Source organism: Bradyrhizobium sp. (assembly GCF_016213215.1).
In the GTDB taxonomy this organism is placed as follows: Bacteria; Pseudomonadota; Alphaproteobacteria; order Rhizobiales; family Xanthobacteraceae; genus Bradyrhizobium.
On sequence record NZ_JACRAW010000008.1, the window covers coordinates 102,874 to 117,173 of the forward strand.

General features: G+C 58.8%; 13 protein-coding genes and 1 pseudogene. 5 read left to right on the forward strand and 9 right to left on the reverse strand.

Annotation, left to right across the window (positions count from 1 at the left end):
* The first annotated feature begins 257 nt into the window (after positions 1-257).
* Positions 258-572 carry a DUF1905 domain-containing protein gene (locus HY852_RS02355; RefSeq protein WP_291602320.1) on the forward strand — a complete coding sequence of 105 codons (315 nt, stop codon included), beginning with the start codon at positions 258-260 and terminating at the stop codon, positions 570-572.
* 241 nt (positions 573-813) lie between these two features.
* On the opposite strand, the gene HY852_RS02360 is transcribed toward HY852_RS02355, so the two are convergent.
* Together HY852_RS02360 and HY852_RS02365 are read right to left on the reverse strand one after the other, a co-directional pair.
* A complete protein-coding gene (locus HY852_RS02360) occupies positions 814-996 on the reverse strand; it encodes a hypothetical protein (protein WP_291602322.1) in 183 nt (60 codons plus the stop codon).
* A gap of 240 nt (positions 997-1,236) precedes the next feature.
* Positions 1,237-1,506 carry a hypothetical protein gene (locus HY852_RS02365; RefSeq protein WP_291602324.1) on the reverse strand — a complete coding sequence of 90 codons (270 nt, stop codon included), beginning with the start codon at positions 1,504-1,506 and terminating at the stop codon, positions 1,237-1,239.
* 143 nt (positions 1,507-1,649) lie between these two features.
* On the opposite strand from HY852_RS02365, the pseudogene HY852_RS02370 reads away from it, so the two are divergent.
* A pseudogene (locus HY852_RS02370) lies at positions 1,650-1,760 on the forward strand (transglutaminase family protein); the annotation flags it as partial.
* Between the two features lie 851 nt (positions 1,761-2,611).
* Here HY852_RS02370 and HY852_RS02375 read toward each other — a convergent pair.
* The 3 genes from HY852_RS02375 to HY852_RS02385 all read right to left on the reverse strand — a co-directional run bounded on the left by HY852_RS02375 (position 2,612) and on the right by HY852_RS02385 (position 5,329).
* Positions 2,612-2,821 (reverse strand): cold-shock protein, encoded by a 210-nt coding sequence (locus HY852_RS02375; RefSeq protein ID WP_291602325.1) that lies wholly within the window; start codon positions 2,819-2,821, stop codon positions 2,612-2,614.
* A gap of 618 nt (positions 2,822-3,439) precedes the next feature.
* Complete coding sequence (locus HY852_RS02380) at positions 3,440-3,754, reverse strand: GYD domain-containing protein (RefSeq protein WP_291602326.1); 315 nt, start codon at positions 3,752-3,754, stop codon at positions 3,440-3,442.
* 153 nt (positions 3,755-3,907) lie between these two features.
* Entirely contained in the window at positions 3,908-5,329 is a 1,422-nt protein-coding gene (locus tag HY852_RS02385) for an exopolysaccharide biosynthesis polyprenyl glycosylphosphotransferase (protein ID WP_291602328.1), read from the reverse strand.
* A gap of 341 nt (positions 5,330-5,670) precedes the next feature.
* On the opposite strand from HY852_RS02385, the gene HY852_RS02390 reads away from it, so the two are divergent.
* Positions 5,671-6,474, forward strand: a complete 804-nt coding sequence (locus tag HY852_RS02390; protein WP_291602329.1) for an FkbM family methyltransferase — start codon at positions 5,671-5,673, stop codon at positions 6,472-6,474.
* Between the two features lie 94 nt (positions 6,475-6,568).
* Here the strand turns inward: HY852_RS02390 and HY852_RS02395 are convergent, their stop codons facing one another.
* The 4 genes from HY852_RS02395 to HY852_RS02410 all read right to left on the reverse strand — a co-directional run bounded on the left by HY852_RS02395 (position 6,569) and on the right by HY852_RS02410 (position 11,248).
* Positions 6,569-7,813, reverse strand: a complete 1,245-nt coding sequence (locus HY852_RS02395; protein ID WP_291602330.1) for an acyltransferase — start codon at positions 7,811-7,813, stop codon at positions 6,569-6,571.
* A gap of 27 nt (positions 7,814-7,840) precedes the next feature.
* Positions 7,841-8,644, reverse strand: a complete 804-nt coding sequence (locus tag HY852_RS02400; RefSeq protein WP_291602331.1) for a class I SAM-dependent methyltransferase — start codon at positions 8,642-8,644, stop codon at positions 7,841-7,843.
* Between the two features lie 45 nt (positions 8,645-8,689).
* A complete protein-coding gene (locus tag HY852_RS02405; protein WP_291602332.1) occupies positions 8,690-9,427 on the reverse strand; it encodes an FkbM family methyltransferase in 738 nt (245 codons plus the stop codon).
* Positions 9,428-9,958: 531 nt separating this feature from the next.
* Positions 9,959-11,248 (reverse strand): hypothetical protein, encoded by a 1,290-nt coding sequence (locus tag HY852_RS02410; protein WP_291602333.1) that lies wholly within the window; start codon positions 11,246-11,248, stop codon positions 9,959-9,961.
* A 484-nt stretch (positions 11,249-11,732) separates the two neighbouring features.
* On the opposite strand from HY852_RS02410, the gene HY852_RS02415 reads away from it, so the two are divergent.
* Both HY852_RS02415 and HY852_RS02420 read left to right on the forward strand, forming a co-directional pair.
* Positions 11,733-13,316 carry a GMC family oxidoreductase gene (locus tag HY852_RS02415; protein WP_291602334.1) on the forward strand — a complete coding sequence of 528 codons (1,584 nt, stop codon included), beginning with the start codon at positions 11,733-11,735 and terminating at the stop codon, positions 13,314-13,316.
* Positions 13,309-14,265: an aldo/keto reductase gene (locus HY852_RS02420; RefSeq protein ID WP_291602335.1), complete on the forward strand. Its 957-nt coding sequence runs from the start codon at positions 13,309-13,311 to the stop codon at positions 14,263-14,265. The genes HY852_RS02415 and HY852_RS02420 overlap by 8 nt, the downstream gene beginning before the upstream one ends.
* Positions 14,266-14,300: the final 35 nt, after the last annotated feature.

The window sequence follows — 14,300 nt, forward strand, 5'->3', positions numbered from 1 at the left end:
CCGGGCGACACTGCACACAAGGACGTCTGATATGGTCGCAACTCCTGCAATTCTTTGCTTCGGCTGAGGCAGATCAGGCCGCCTTGATCGGCAATCGAAAGAAGGGGCGCACTCTTCACGCTGCAGGGCGATCCCGTCGATTTTAAGCCGTGGGGGGTTCGACACCGGACCCGAAAGCGCTGTACTTCTGAAGCGACTGCCGTCAAAAACATGCGGGCTGGCTCTCTCGGGCCTCGGGCAGCAACTGTCGCAAATTCATGAAAGACAAATCGTACACGTTTCGAGCCAAGCTATGGCTCTATCCGGGGCAGGCCGCCTGGCACTTCGTGTCGTTGCCAGACGAGCTGGCAGCCAACATTCGGATCCTTCACGCACACAAGCGCAGCGCGTGGGGATCGATCAAGGTGACGGCCACGATCGGAAAGACGAAATGGCAAACGTCGATCTTCGCCGACAAGAGATCCGGCACGTACTTGTTGCCCGTCAAGGCCGAAGTCCGCAAACGAGAAGGCCTCAAGCAAGACATGAGTGTGGGCGTATCGCTCGCATTGCCGGAGCAGCTGTTACCCTGATCCCGGCGTCAGTACGTTTTCCGGCACACAGCTCGATCAGACATGTTGTTTGCGCTGGTCCGGTGCCGTCCGCGCGACGTGCTCGAGATCGTCCATCGCCGAGGCGCTGACGGCGCACGGGATGTTCCTGGCGCCGTCCATCATCGAAGACTGCACCACCATCCGATTGAATAAATAGTCTCTGATGCTGCCGCGCGCGTCATTTGATTTTCCTTCGGCAGACAATGGCAGCGCAAGCGGATCATCGTCTTTTCTTGACCGGCGGAGGAGGATCGATTTCCGCGATCCTGAGCAGGCACTCGGCTTCGGAATCGTGCGGGCCCGAGACGAATGTTCCGCTGACCTTCGTGGAGTACCAACCGGAGGCGACACCGAGGCGAAGCGATTCTTCAGTCTTGACGTGACGGGGGGAGAGATTTTGCATGAAGCGCTTTCAGTTGCGCGTTCGAGAGGGTCTCGATCGCGTGGGAAGACGTCCGAGTGTCGAGGCCGAACATTCGTCTCGTTCAGCTTTCGGGACGAGACGGGTAAGGTTCGCAAGCACGGCAATTGCGAGGTCGCGGTGATGCGTTTCGGTTGGCGGCAGGTCAGCGCATACAGATTCAGGACGTAACACGCCTCTTTCGCCGCCATGCTACGATGCTTGTCGAGATCGATCGGGGTGTCACTCACGAGTTGCGACCGCGTCCTCGCGCTGCGCATCGGAAAGGGCGACCGAGCTGATCGAGATCATCTCCATCGAGGAATGGTGCGGCGCTTCACCGGGAACCACGATCATCGTGGCGACGCGGCGATAGCTTGGAAAAGAAAGACCTTCGATCATTTCCTCGTCGGTGATGACCTCGTATGCGCCAGGTGGCAACAGCCGATCGACGCCCTTGAGCAGGAAGTTATGCTGGAAATGAATCGTTTCGCGTCGCGAGCGCGTGACCATGTGGCGAACCGTGCGCGCTTTCCCCCCAAATAGCTATCTATTTCTCGCGCAATGCCCGCATTTGTCCAATTAAGGCAGCTTGCGGCTTGTATTCGACGTTTCCGTAGCCATGTCGGGTGAAGTAAACGGGGATGCATTTAAGACTGAAGGTTCGCGTCGGACTCGAAATGCAGTACGATTTTCTTCAGCCGACGCCCACGATCATGGTGTTGGGCACGCACTTCACGCGGGCGTCCGATATCATCGGCCCCTCCTGACTACCAACCTTTCGAACGCCGGCCCTATATTTGTCCAAGCCCTATCTATTAGGTGAGACGTATCCCATATTAGTAGCATCAACAGCATGCGACCACAGGCGCTGGTGACTGAGAGACGCGGCTGTGCTCCCGCCCGCAATGCGAGGAGAGCCTATGGAAGGTCTGATTTATCCAATTCATTTTCATCGACGATTCGAGCGGCTTTGGGCTCTTCGATTTAATCTGCAAGCAAACACCGACCATCGCCGCTCACCCGCCAAGGGAACTGACGTTTGCGTCTGTTCGGAAGTCATCACGGCTCCGCATGCTTCAAGTTACGCGCCATCGAAAGTCTCGAATGAATGGTACTGTCCCAGTTGCGGCCGCCGATGGACAACGGAAGCGCACCTGGAAAATTCCGACGAAGCAGCAAAATGACCGCCGGTCTGGGGCTTCGCGACGATCGTCCCCCGATTATCGTGCCGGCTGCCCATTCTCGCGGTCATAGTCGTAGCTCGGCTTAGCCATCACCAGATTTTTGAGGGGAGCCAAATTGGCCATGGACACCGCAAATCGTTGCAGGGATCAATCGGCGGAATGCCTTCGTTTGATGGGTTTGGCGGAGAGCGAGGCCGAGGCGAGGGTCTTACGAAGTCTTTCGGATAGCTGGGTCAGGGTCGCCAATCAAACCGAGCGGTACGCCCAATTCAAAAGACGCATGGCCGCAGCGGAATAATGCTGCACTCCCGAGGCCTGGGCAAACGATCAAAACGAAAATCCCGCGCACCGGCAAAGCGGTGGCGGGACCCAGACCTTAGGCTCTGCCAGTACATCCGTGGTCAGAGCGATGTGGCTCGTTGCACGGCGAGTTAGGCGGCGCGCAGATTATCAGCCGAAGACTTGCCGGTCCTGCGGTCTGCAACGATGTCGAAAGACACTTTTTGGCCCTCGTTGAGGGTGCCCAACCCGGCGCGTTCGACGGCGCTTATATGAACGAAGACGTCCTTGTCGCCGTTGTCGGGCTGAATGAAGCCGAAGCCCTTTTGGTTGTTAAACCACTTCACAGTTCCCATAGTCATGGAATTTCCTTTCAGTGACGGGATGCGCGTGGGACATGACACGCAATGTTCTGCGGCCATTGTCCCGGTTCGTCGATTTTGGAGAAGTTTCTGAAACGAACGCGCCCGTCAGGAAAGCAAGGCGAAGCGGACAGTAATTCGGCCAAGTATCGATTGTGCCTATATACGCATCTCATGAGGCGATTTCAAGGGCGGACGGCTTCGCGAAGTCTGGCCTGTCCTGTCGCGGCCTGCCATTGCCGCCAGCAGCCCGTGCAGACAGGATTACCGAAGGCGTAGGCCACGCCGGTTGTTGAGCGAATAGCGGCGGATTGCGCGTTTCAGCTATCCGCCCTGCCGCGCTGTGGCAGGGCACGGACGCCGGAAAGCCGCTTCCGAGCGCTTTCAATTGAGCCGATGGGTTGAGCCCTTCGCAATGATCTTCCCTCGTCGGCGTGCCGTTGATGGCCATGTCGTAGCTTGGGTCCGAGCGCAAGAAGAAGCTTGATGGTTTTCGCAAGCTCAACCCATCTACGCGCTGATCCCGTCCGTCGATCCGCGGGTTCGTGCGCCGATGCGCCGCATATTCTCTGAAGGCATGTGCTTTGACGGCGGCGAGAGTCTACGCGAGCCGTGCAGCTACTTTTTCTTATCGCCCGGGAGCGTTCGGACGATTTCCTTGAATCGATCCCATTCGGTCGCTGTCCAGACTTCGGTCTGGGCATGGCCGAAAGTCCGGATCAGCGCCGAGACCTTAGCGGCAGCCTCGATGTCGCTTGCAGAGAAGATATCGAGGTAGTCGCAAGGACCGAGCACCGCATAGCTGTTGAGCCATTTGACGCCAGGGCATTCTTCCCGAACACGCTTCATGGCTTCGCGCTCAAGCGCTTCAAGTCCATTGGGTGACCGAACCGCATCGGGGTTCAAGCGGGTGAGCATGACGAAGGTCGGCATGGCATCATCTCCGTTGGGGCGCTCACACATATTAACGCGACACGCGATAGCGGACTCTACCCTAATCAAGCCGGAGAATCACCCGGAACTCGTCGGATCCATCCGGCTTAGCCAGCAGTGCTGGAACCGTTCAATGCTCGGCACAGCGCATGCCTAGTAGGCGTTGTCATAGATCTTCTTCGAAAAGATCGTCATCAAGAGGATCTTCAGATCGAACGCAAGTGACCAATTGTCGATGTAGTACAGATCGTGCTCCACACGCGCTCGCATTTTTTCGAACGTATCGGTTTCGCCCCGGAGTCCGTTTACCTGTGCCCAGCCCGTAATTCCCGGCTTGACATTGTGTCGCCTCGACATGCGCGCGATTTGACCGTCATACGTTTCATTGTGCGAGACTGCGTGGGGGCGCGGCCCGACTATCGACATGTCGCCTCGGATAACATTGAGCAGCTGCGGAAGCTCGTCGATATTGGTTCGCCGCAATATCCGTCCGACGCGGGTGACCCTGGGATCGTCCCGTGTTGCCTGCCGAAACTCTCTCTCCTCGCACGAAAACATGGTCCTGAACTTCAGAACCTTGATGGGCTTGTTGTTGTATCCATGGCGGATCTGCTGAAACAGGACCGGTCCCCGCGAGTCCAGCTTAATCAGGACGGCCACGATCAACATCAACGGCAGCAGCAACAGCCCCGCAACGGTAGCGACGATAAGGTCGAAACTGCGCTTCAACAGCACGTCCATGACCCAGCTCGGTCCTGATGCAAGCTCGAACACCCGCGCCCGGCCGTAGAATCCGATCCGGCTGCAATGCATGAATTGCAGCATGCTGATCGGCAACAGCTGAACCCTGACCGGCATTTCGGAAACAATCTCGGCGGCACGGCTGACCGCGTCCATGCTGTCTGAGCCAAACAGTAAGAGCACGGACTCGCAGTGAAGAGTGCGACTGTCCCGCAGGATCCTCCGCAATTCCGAAGCAGATGCATCTCGGTCGAGATAATGAATCCGGCGTATCTCGTCCGGCCTTGTCGACAAGCTCTCAAGCAGCCGCATTGGTTTTTCGACACCGGGAAATACCAGGACCAGTACGCCCGATGTCCAATGGCCGCTTTTTCGCGCAACGTCCAAGGCACGCTGTGACAAGGTTCTGACGGTGAGCTGCGCAGGCAAGGCGACAGCCAATTGCGCGAGAAACGTTCCTCTCGAATAGCTGGTACCCGCTCCGGTGAGGAACATGAAAGCGAGGAGGAATACGAAGGCCAGAGCCAATGCGAGCGCCCCTCGACTGCGCGCTTTGTGATTCCATTCGGCGCCAAGGGAGTCGTATTGCTTATCGGCCAGGCAAATGATGCCGTAGATCAGCGCCAAACCCGTGCAAATCCAGCCGTAAGCTATGGTATCTGGAAGCGCGCTCCATACCACCAGATGGTAGACAATGAAGGCGAGATAGGTCGAAATCGCGATTGCCGCCATTTCGGCCACGGCAACCCCCAAGGCAAGCGCCCGTCGAAGGTCGCTCCTAGCCGACGTTTGAGGCGTACCAGCCATCGCCTTGGGCAAACTCGATTCGAGCATTCCCCGTCTCCCGGCCGGACCAATTTCTTCCTGACACGTTCGTTCCAAGGAGAGCTGGCTGGGAAAGCAAGTGCGATGGATCTTCGGCTCACCCGCTCTGCGCACTTGTTCCACGCCGGGAACCGGAACATGCCTCTTTATCGCGCGTACATGTAGAACGGACCGACTCTCGCGCACTGGCCGATGACGAGGAGCATTGTCCCGTCTTGCCAATCAGCGAAGAACTGGGGAGCATGAACGCCTACAGACTGCCCGTCGCGACCGCGCCTGAACTCAAACACTTGCGGTTCAAGAGAGATGGCATCCGCGATGGGTGCCCGTAAGGCTGATGGAAATCAACGATGGGAATTGGAGCGCAATCGCCCCGTTACCGGCGCGCCTTGTACAGACTTTTCGAGTCCAGGTATTTTCGCCGAAGAGCCAGAACGGACGACGGTGTTTTCCAGGCCTATGTTTCGCCCAGCAGCAGCCTCAGCGTACTCGACGTCCGCAAGTCGCTTGTTGATCCCGTGCATGAGCGGTTCATTCGCGAATGGGTGGGAGTCGATGACGTTGTGTGGGATATAGGCGCGAATCTGGGGTTGTTTGCGCTACCCGCCGCACTCAAGGTCCGCCGTGGCCGCGTCTATGCTTTTGAGCCGGACTTGGAACTCGCGTGGAACCTGATCCGGAGCCTCAGGCTGAGGCAGAACCGAAACCTCAAGCTGTCCGCAATCAGCGTTGCGATTTCGAGCGAGGATGCTGCGGCTGCCTTTCAGATCTCCAGGTTCAGTCGGGCGCTCAACAAGCTGGAGTCGGTTGGCAAGTGGCGGGACGCGTTCGTTGTTCCGGAGGAAACGAGATGGGTACCGACAATGCGGATCGACACGCTCGCCAGGAGCCTGGCCGCGCCGACCGTGCTCAAGATAGATGTTGAAGGCGGGGAAATGGGGGTTCTGCACGGCGGCGCGCAGACGATTGCGACGATTCGCCCCAACATTCTCATCGAGTGCGCAAGCGAACTCCAGGATCCGATGGCGGCGTTCTTTGAAACGCATCGCTATGTATTGTTGGACGGTGAGGCCGAAGCACGGTCTCCCTTGCAACGCCCCGTTTGGAATACGATTGCAATTCCAAACGAGAAGATCGCGGCGGCACGTCTGTAACGATTGGTTCATCCAGCTCCGCCGTGCCGGTCCGATCTCCACCGTCGACGCAACCTCAGCCGCCTGAGGCTCGACCTGAACGCACCCCTGTGCTTCACCCGGCGGGCGGACCGTGCGGCGGCTCTCGGCTCACGCCGAACCGCTCCTGATCGGGACGGGCAACCACGGCAGCGCCCCCGGCCTGAGGCGCGCCGCCTCTCCGCTGAGCGTCCATTTCGAGCCGGTCCATCTCGGGACCCGCTATTGCGATCCGCTGCATGATCTCCGCGCCTGCGGAGCTGCGCATTCCGAAGAAGCGACGGATCATCTCTCGCGCCGGTTCCTCGACAACAACGAACGTGGCAATCGAAAGCAAGGTGACCATCGGATAGTAGGCAATCACGGTGAGCTTGGTTCGGCCGTCGAACACGGACGTGAACAGGTCATGCGCAGGCTCCTGCAGCAGGTATAGCGAGTAGCTCGCGCCCCCGAGCAAGACAACGAGCCGCGTTGAGAGCAAACGCCGGATCCGGCTTTCGGCGCTCCAGAATACGGATGCGATGAGCAGCCCCATAAGAACCCCGAACGGACCGGGCACGGTCCCGTTTGGAAGCACAGCCAAACACCCAAGCGTGGCAAAGGTGATCGCCGGCAAAACGGGCGCGCGGCCGAGACTCTGCAATCTCCCTCGCGTGCAGAGCACGCCGAGCGAGACGCCGAGCAGAAATTCCGGGAGACGCAAGAGCGGCAACGGCACCCAGCCCAGCCCGGCCGGCGCGGAGCGCTCAAAACTATGCGCAGGTGTCTGACCTATCACGATAATGCTCGCAAGCAGGCAGACAGCAATGCCCAGCTTTTTGTCTGAGGCGCTCGCTGCCAGCGCGAGAGCCAACGGAAAGCTGATATAGAAGAGTGCCTCGACCGAGAGGGTCCATGCGGGCGTATTCCAATACTGGATGCTGGCAGTGTACGGAACCCAGGCCTGCAGAAGCACGAATTGAGGAATAGCGCCCATCGACACCGACTCGACGTACCTGCTTCCGATAGAGAAGCTTGCGAGAAGCGCCAGGATGTACACGGGGTATATACGTGCGAACCGTGCCAGAAAGAATGCCTTCTTGGCCGACCATGTCGTCAGCGGGCTGCGATAATTGTAGGCGAGTATGAAGCCTGACAGCACGAAAAAGAAGCTCACACCAAGATATCCGTTGCTGAGAATTTTGCCTATTGGCCACGGTACGCCGACCGAGTTGGCGAAGGTCGATCCGTAGTGGAACACCACGACAAAATAGGCAGCAATGGCGCGAAGACCGGTGAGCGCCGAAACGAGCCCACGTTCTTGTCTCTTGTCCATCACCATCCCTCGAGCACAGGACGAAGCGTGGCTCTATTTCACGGCGGTCACCAAGAGGTACAAGCCGTGCCGCTTGAACACTCTGCGGATGAGCCAGCGAGGCCATAGCTTCTTTGCAATGCTGAGGAGCGGGCCGCGGTGCCGTCGGCCGACCTCACTCTGCAGCAGATCCCCATAGTTCACTTGTATGGCGATGCGAACGTCGGAAAAATGGTGAAAGAGTTGTCGTGCTTCGTCGACCGTGTAGGCTTTGGTCCCCGGACTTTCCAGGAAGTTCGCATAGATATATTCCAGCCCCCGCCAAGGCCGCCCTCGCATCAGGCCGTAGCGCATCCAGAGCATATAGCCGGTCAGCGACCACTTGTGATAAATCATGATCTTGGCGATTCCACCGGGCCGCAGCACGCGGTAGGCCTCCTGAACTGCCTGCGGCGTATTTGGCGTGTGATGCATTACGCCCCACGAATAGACGATGTCGACGCAGTCAGAGGCCAGCGGCAGACGTTCACAGTCGGCCAGGATCAGGTTTGACTTCGAATTGAACAAATCGAACCGCTCGCGCGTGTAGGCAACGGAACGCCAGCTCAGGTCTGTGCCGAGCAGGAGTCTCGGATGCGCTCGCGCCCACTGCCGATGGTCGCACCCCATGCCGACGCCGATCTCGAGCACGACCCGATCCGCGGCCGTGGCGAAGTCGGCGAAAGCCGGTATGAAGGGCTCAAACTGGTAACGCGACCTTTCCTCGGTAAGGAAACGCGACTTCGCGTCCGATCCGACAGCCCAGAATTCGCCAGCAGAGCCTTTGTCCCAGAAGCTGCGAACGTCGCTCTTGAGCATGTCGGGCGCGCTCCCGGCGCGATTGGGGAAGAGCCGCTGCTTCAACTACGCCGCCCGGACCGCGGCCATCGATCTCAACGATTGGAAAAGGAAATCGGCTATCACAGGGCCCTCCTCCGCATCATAGTGCTGGTTGAAAGTGCCTCGGAGCGCGAAGCCAAGCTCCCCCAACCGGCGCAGAATCTCGTGAGCGAGCGCCTGACGCGCATACAACTCGACATAGCAGCATTCGACGTACAGATAATCGATGAGGGGCAACGCCTCACGACATCCATTTATGACCTGTAGCTCATAACCCTGAACATCAATCTTGAGCAGGCAGGGCGCACGTATGCGCTCAAGGGGCAGAAATTCGTTGAGTCGGCCGACGCGAACCGTCTCCTCTCCTGTTTCTCGCGAGCCGAATATCTCCGATTGCTTGTGCGCCTTCAGGATCGACGACGAGGCGTGATGATCGTTCGCAACAAACATTTTAGTTTCGCCCGAAGCCTCGCCGATGCCCACCTGGAAGAGATGCACATTTGCCTGATCAGCAAATAGCGCGCGGAACCGCTCAGCAGGACGCTGGAGGGGTTCGAATGCATAAATGGTCGCCGTGGGGTAGAGACATCGGGCAAGCAGCGAAAACTGGCCTCTGTTGGCGCCGATGTCGAGCACTGTCCTTATGTTCAACCCCTTCAGCGCCAGTTTGTGTTCTATGGTCGGAGCTATCCCGTGTCGCAGTCCGCTCCAATACCTCGGGTTTGATAGTGTTTGCAGCAGTTTGCTTGCCTTCTTCAGCATAAGTCCTGCCACCTCTGTTGCCGTTCAAACATCACGTCGACAGGAAGATTGCAGGCACGCGAGAGACTCTACGCACGAACTGACCGAGGATTCGCGCTGGACCGGCTGTTCGCTCGTCACCGTGCTGACCCTCCCGCCCCACGCTAATCCGCAACGGGTGGTCAGGACCGAAAACGGAGGCGATTGATAACTTTGTCGTTGGAAGGATCGTGGAGCCAACGCCTGTTCCCCATGGAGGACCTCGCGCATTGGGAACACGCCGGCCGCCAAGGAGTTCCGGACAGCGCGCACAAAAACGCAAGTGCAACCGCGCCGGTCAAGACGGTCCACGCCTGGGCAACTACCAGCTCCCTCCCGGTATGGTGCCGTTCACCGGCCCGACTGTCCGCCAACGAAGTTTCCGCAGGCGCCCGCTGAAGTGCAGCCCCGAGGCTCCGGACAGGGCTGCCGAGGGATCTTCGCCCCGATCACGAACTGGCGGCTGGCTGATGACGACACTCTCGGACTCCCTGCGCCGATTCCGGCCTGCAGTCAGGCTGGCCGACGCGATTTTGCCCGGCTCGGTCCGAGATAGCGTAAGAAAAGCGGAACGTGCAGGACCGCGCCGATCCCGTACACCAGAACATACACGCCAAGAAACAGCGGGAACGACCATGCCCATAGGTAACTCACGAGAGCAACCGTGCCGAGTGCGCTCACAACGGCGACGTACAGCTTTGCCATGGGTTCGAATAAGCCTGAATTGATGAGTATCGCCTCGAGCGTGAGCTGAATGAGTTCCAGGAAGAGCATTGCCACCATCATCAACACGATCGCCTGGCTAATCTCCACTTTTCCGTTGAGGAGTGCTGGAAAGATCCAGTTCGATCCAGCCAACAAACAGATCGCTCCAACCAGGAAGATGACGAACTGAAAGGCCATGACCTTCGCGACCGATGACATCAAATCTCGCGTTCTGCCCTCGTGCACTGCCCGTGTCTGCATTGGCAGGAACGCATCTCCTGCCACTCGGTATGCCGTCGCACCAAAGCGGCCGACCTTGTAAAACGTATCGAATACAACCAGAGCATTCGTGGGAAACGACATTGCTGGAATTATGAAATAGGGAAAGATATAGATGGTGAATGCACTGACGTTGAAAGCAGCGACCGCCTTCACGCTGGCCAGCCGATCACGATACAAGCGAACCACGGCCGCGCCGATCGACTCTTTGCCGGCGCCGAATTTACGAAATAGGCGGCGCCCGTAAAACGCCGCGACCAGAAAGCAGCCCCCCCAAACGACGTTTATCGCGATCAGATATTGTCGGACCTCAAGCCCGGTCAGAAGGCTTACCAGAAATCCGGTCACCAGCGACCGGCGTATCAACTCGATGATTTCGAAAGGGACATAAAGGTCGACCGCATTCGCAGCGGTCCTGACGATGTTCCACGGCAACAGCAGCAGCCAGAATAGCAAGTACAGGATCAGATTTAGCGGCGCACCATGGTTTTCAATGACGTCGGCCACGATCAGTGCGCTGACGACGAAAAGCACCAGCAGGACTACGGCGCAGTAGGTAAGAAGCGCCGCCAATGCTTCTTCAAACGCGGCCCCAAGATGATGACCACCCAAATACGCCTGCCGCATATTGACGTAGATTAGATTTGAACAGCCAAGATCGGCCAAACTCGAATAACCGCCTATGGCGGAAATCAGAATATAGGCGGCAAAAACATCCGGTGAGAGAATCCGCAGGAAAACGTACGTGGTGAGAATCCCGAACACGAGTTGGAAAGCGGTGTTCGACGCCTTTAGTGCGAGATAGCTATGGAGGTTCATCGTCACGTTCCGGCCGGGGTCTGCCGAGGAGCGCACAGTCGGAATCTGGCCGCAAGGTACACGCACATCGCCGCATCATACCGCTCGCCGGTCGCCAGTCGACCGGCGCCGCCAGTTCCCGTCCCGCCGCAGCGACCAGTCCTGCCCTGAACGGGAGCCCGATTGTTCTTTCGCATCGCAATGGAACTATCATGGGCGCCGGAGGTTCATTTTGGTCGGCGCCACAGATGCTCCCGACCGGGCAGCGTAGGGGTGGAGCGAAGTCGTGCGGACAATCGCTTGCACATTGGGATCTATTGCCGTCCGGTGTTCATTTTCGTCGCCGCCGGCTAACCCCGATCATCGGTGAGCGCAACATGCTCCCTGCCCGCGCTCGCAGAGTCGGCTTGCGCCCGGACCAGTGGTGGGATCCAGATCGTTCGACCGCCCGCCTCGTACGCATCGATCGCACACGCCGGCGCTCACGCCCGGGGAGGCCGCTGGCGTGATCCTGGAATTTGACCAGATATGTGTCGGGGAGTTGCCTTCCTGTGACATCGTTGTTATCGGCGGCGGCCCGATCGGAATTGTCGTAGCCGTTCAGCTGGCGCGATCCGGGCACGAGGTCGTCGTGCTCGAGTCCGGCGGAAGAACGGTGGAGCCGGCCGCGCAAAAGCTGAACGCCGCAATCAATGACGGGCGTCCCCACAACGGGCTTTCACAGGCCCGCATTCGCGTGCTCGGCGGAAACAGTATCGTCTGGGGTGGAACGTTGATGCCTTACACCCCGATCGATTTCGCGCAACGCCAATGGGTCGAGAACAGCGGATGGCCACTGAAGTTCGAGGATCTCGCGCCCTATTATGACCGTGCGGCCAAGTTACTCGGGATCAAGCCCGGCATCGGCCGCGACACGGAAGTCTGGAAGCAGACCGGCTTCGCCCCTCCGGTTCTTGATGACGCCATCGAGGTCGTGCTCACGCGATCCCTGCGCGAGAGAAACCTGGCGCGACTGTTTCGGAAGGACCTCACGACACGTTCGAACCTGAAGCTGATGCTTCATGCAGTGGCCAGCGAGCTCGTCTTTGACGAGGGGACAAATCACGTCAAGACGGTCGTGATGAAATCGATCAATGGGCAGCCAGCCCGGGTATCGGCAAGGCACGTCGTGATCGCCTGTGGAACGGTCGAGGCCAACCGGTTGTTGCTGATTTCCGCGCAGAACGATCGACAAGCTCCCTGGGGCCGCAATAGGTGGCTTGGATGTTGTTTTCAGGACCATCTGGAAATCAGCGCAGCCCGGCTACTTCGCAAGAAGACCGAGAGCTTCGACGGCATCTTTGACTCCATCCTGCTCGGCGGCCAGAAGTATCAGCCGAAAATGCGTTTGTCAGAGCGCGTGCAAGAGGCGGAACGGCTGCTCAACATCAGCGGTGTTTTGCAGTTTGACTCTTCGTTGCAGCACCATATCGATAACGTAAAGCTGTTCGTCTCGTCCGCGCTCCGCGGAGCAGTCCCGCCAAATTTGAAAGCGGTTCCGGGTCATAGCCTTGCGTTGCTTAGGATCTGGGGTCCGCTGATCCGCCGCTATTTCCGAGAGCACAGGATCTTCAATCATTCCGACATGGGCATTCGACTGCTCGTAAATTGCGAGCAGGTGCCCCTCCGCGAAAGTGCGATCAGGCTGGATAGCGAGCGGCGTGATGCCTTGGGGATGCCCGTGGTGCGCCTCGACTGGCGAATTGATGGGCGGGAACTCCATACCATAGCCCGGTTCTGCGAGATCGTTCGGGATGCCCTGACGAGAACGGGCATCGCAGACATGCAGCTTCATCCGAAGATCGGTGCGCGCGACATCTCACTGCTGGATGAATGCGTCGACAGCTATCACCAATGCGGCGGGCTTCGAATGGCACCAACGTTCGACGGCGGGGTCGTGGATCCACATCTTCGGGTTCACGGCACCGCTAACCTTCATGTAGCGGGCGCCGCCACCTTTCCCACATCGGGATATGCAAACTGCACCTACACCGCCTTGGCGCTCGCCCTTCGCTTGTGCGACCGGCTGACGAGTCACCGAAATGCATAAGGTCCGGAGACCCGGTTCGGCTGCTGAAGTGTGCCGCATAGGGTTGGGCGGCGGAGGCTTGACCGGCGGCGCAAGCCTCGGCGAGAGCATCGCCGTTTTCGAAGCAGCTTACGAAGCCGGAATCAGATACATCGATGTCGCGCCGCTTTACGGGCTTGCCGAAGACGTCGTTGGCAATCTTGTCCGGTCCCATCGCGGCGACTTCATCCTGGCCACGAAGGTCGGAATTGCACGGCCCAAGCTTCCCGGTCTGTTTTCATTCGTGCGCAAGACGTTGCGCCCCGTCGCGCTGCGGCTGCCTAAGGTCAAACAGTTCGCCTTGCGGCAGGCGCAGGCTCTTGTAACGACCGGATTGTTCCATCCCGACCAGGTACGGTCCTCGCTTGAGGACAGCCTGCGAAGGCTGAAGACCGAATGGGTTGACATCCTGCTGCTACACGAGCCCACGACCGGCGACATGACGCCTGAGCTGCGCAGAGAATTGGCGCTGCTTGCATCCTCGGGACGGGTCCGTCTTTTGGGTACCGGCACGCAGGAAACTGCCGAACACTCGATCCGCTATGGTGATGTCTGGCAGCATCGGTATGCGCCGGGTGATGCCCTGCCTGCCAATAGGTCGGGATTGCGTGTGGTTCACGGCATTCTGCGTTACGGCCTTCCGCTGTTGCGAGCCGCGATTGCCGACCGGCCCGAGATGGCGAGTGCTCTGTCCAGCCGTTATGGATTCGACTTCTTTGATCCCGATGCCCACCCGGCCATCTTGGCAACCTTGGCCCTGGCGGCGGATCCGCGTTCGGTGCTTCTCGTTTCGTCCCGTCACTCGTTGCGGATCAGGCTCTGCGTCGCCCAGATCAACTGGTCGATTGCGCGAGGCGATACGCCAGAGTATGTCGCCAACGTCGGTGCCTTCCTGACCGGCGATGGTTGCGCAGCGACTACCGCGTCCTAGAAGCGAGTCACCAAAGCGCCGCGTCACATATTCCG

Excerpts from the sequence above, each read along its gene's own strand:
- HY852_RS02355 (WP_291602320.1), top strand. The coding sequence starts at position 258 with ATGAAAGACAAATCGTACACGTTTCGAGCCAAGCTATGGCTCTATCCG.
- HY852_RS02360 (WP_291602322.1), bottom strand. The coding sequence starts at position 996 with ATGCAAAATCTCTCCCCCCGTCACGTCAAGACTGAAGAATCGCTTCGC.
- HY852_RS02365 (WP_291602324.1), bottom strand. The coding sequence starts at position 1,506 with ATGGTCACGCGCTCGCGACGCGAAACGATTCATTTCCAGCATAACTTC.
- HY852_RS02375 (WP_291602325.1), bottom strand. The coding sequence starts at position 2,821 with ATGACTATGGGAACTGTGAAGTGGTTTAACAACCAAAAGGGCTTCGGC.
- HY852_RS02380 (WP_291602326.1), bottom strand. The coding sequence starts at position 3,754 with ATGCCGACCTTCGTCATGCTCACCCGCTTGAACCCCGATGCGGTTCGG.
- HY852_RS02385 (WP_291602328.1), bottom strand. The coding sequence starts at position 5,329 with ATGCTCGAATCGAGTTTGCCCAAGGCGATGGCTGGTACGCCTCAAACG.
- HY852_RS02390 (WP_291602329.1), top strand. The coding sequence starts at position 5,671 with ATGGGAATTGGAGCGCAATCGCCCCGTTACCGGCGCGCCTTGTACAGA.
- HY852_RS02395 (WP_291602330.1), bottom strand. The coding sequence starts at position 7,813 with ATGGTGATGGACAAGAGACAAGAACGTGGGCTCGTTTCGGCGCTCACC.
- HY852_RS02400 (WP_291602331.1), bottom strand. The coding sequence starts at position 8,644 with ATGCTCAAGAGCGACGTTCGCAGCTTCTGGGACAAAGGCTCTGCTGGC.
- HY852_RS02405 (WP_291602332.1), bottom strand. The coding sequence starts at position 9,427 with ATGCTGAAGAAGGCAAGCAAACTGCTGCAAACACTATCAAACCCGAGG.
- HY852_RS02410 (WP_291602333.1), bottom strand. The coding sequence starts at position 11,248 with ATGAACCTCCATAGCTATCTCGCACTAAAGGCGTCGAACACCGCTTTC.
- HY852_RS02420 (WP_291602335.1), top strand. The coding sequence starts at position 13,309 with ATGCATAAGGTCCGGAGACCCGGTTCGGCTGCTGAAGTGTGCCGCATA.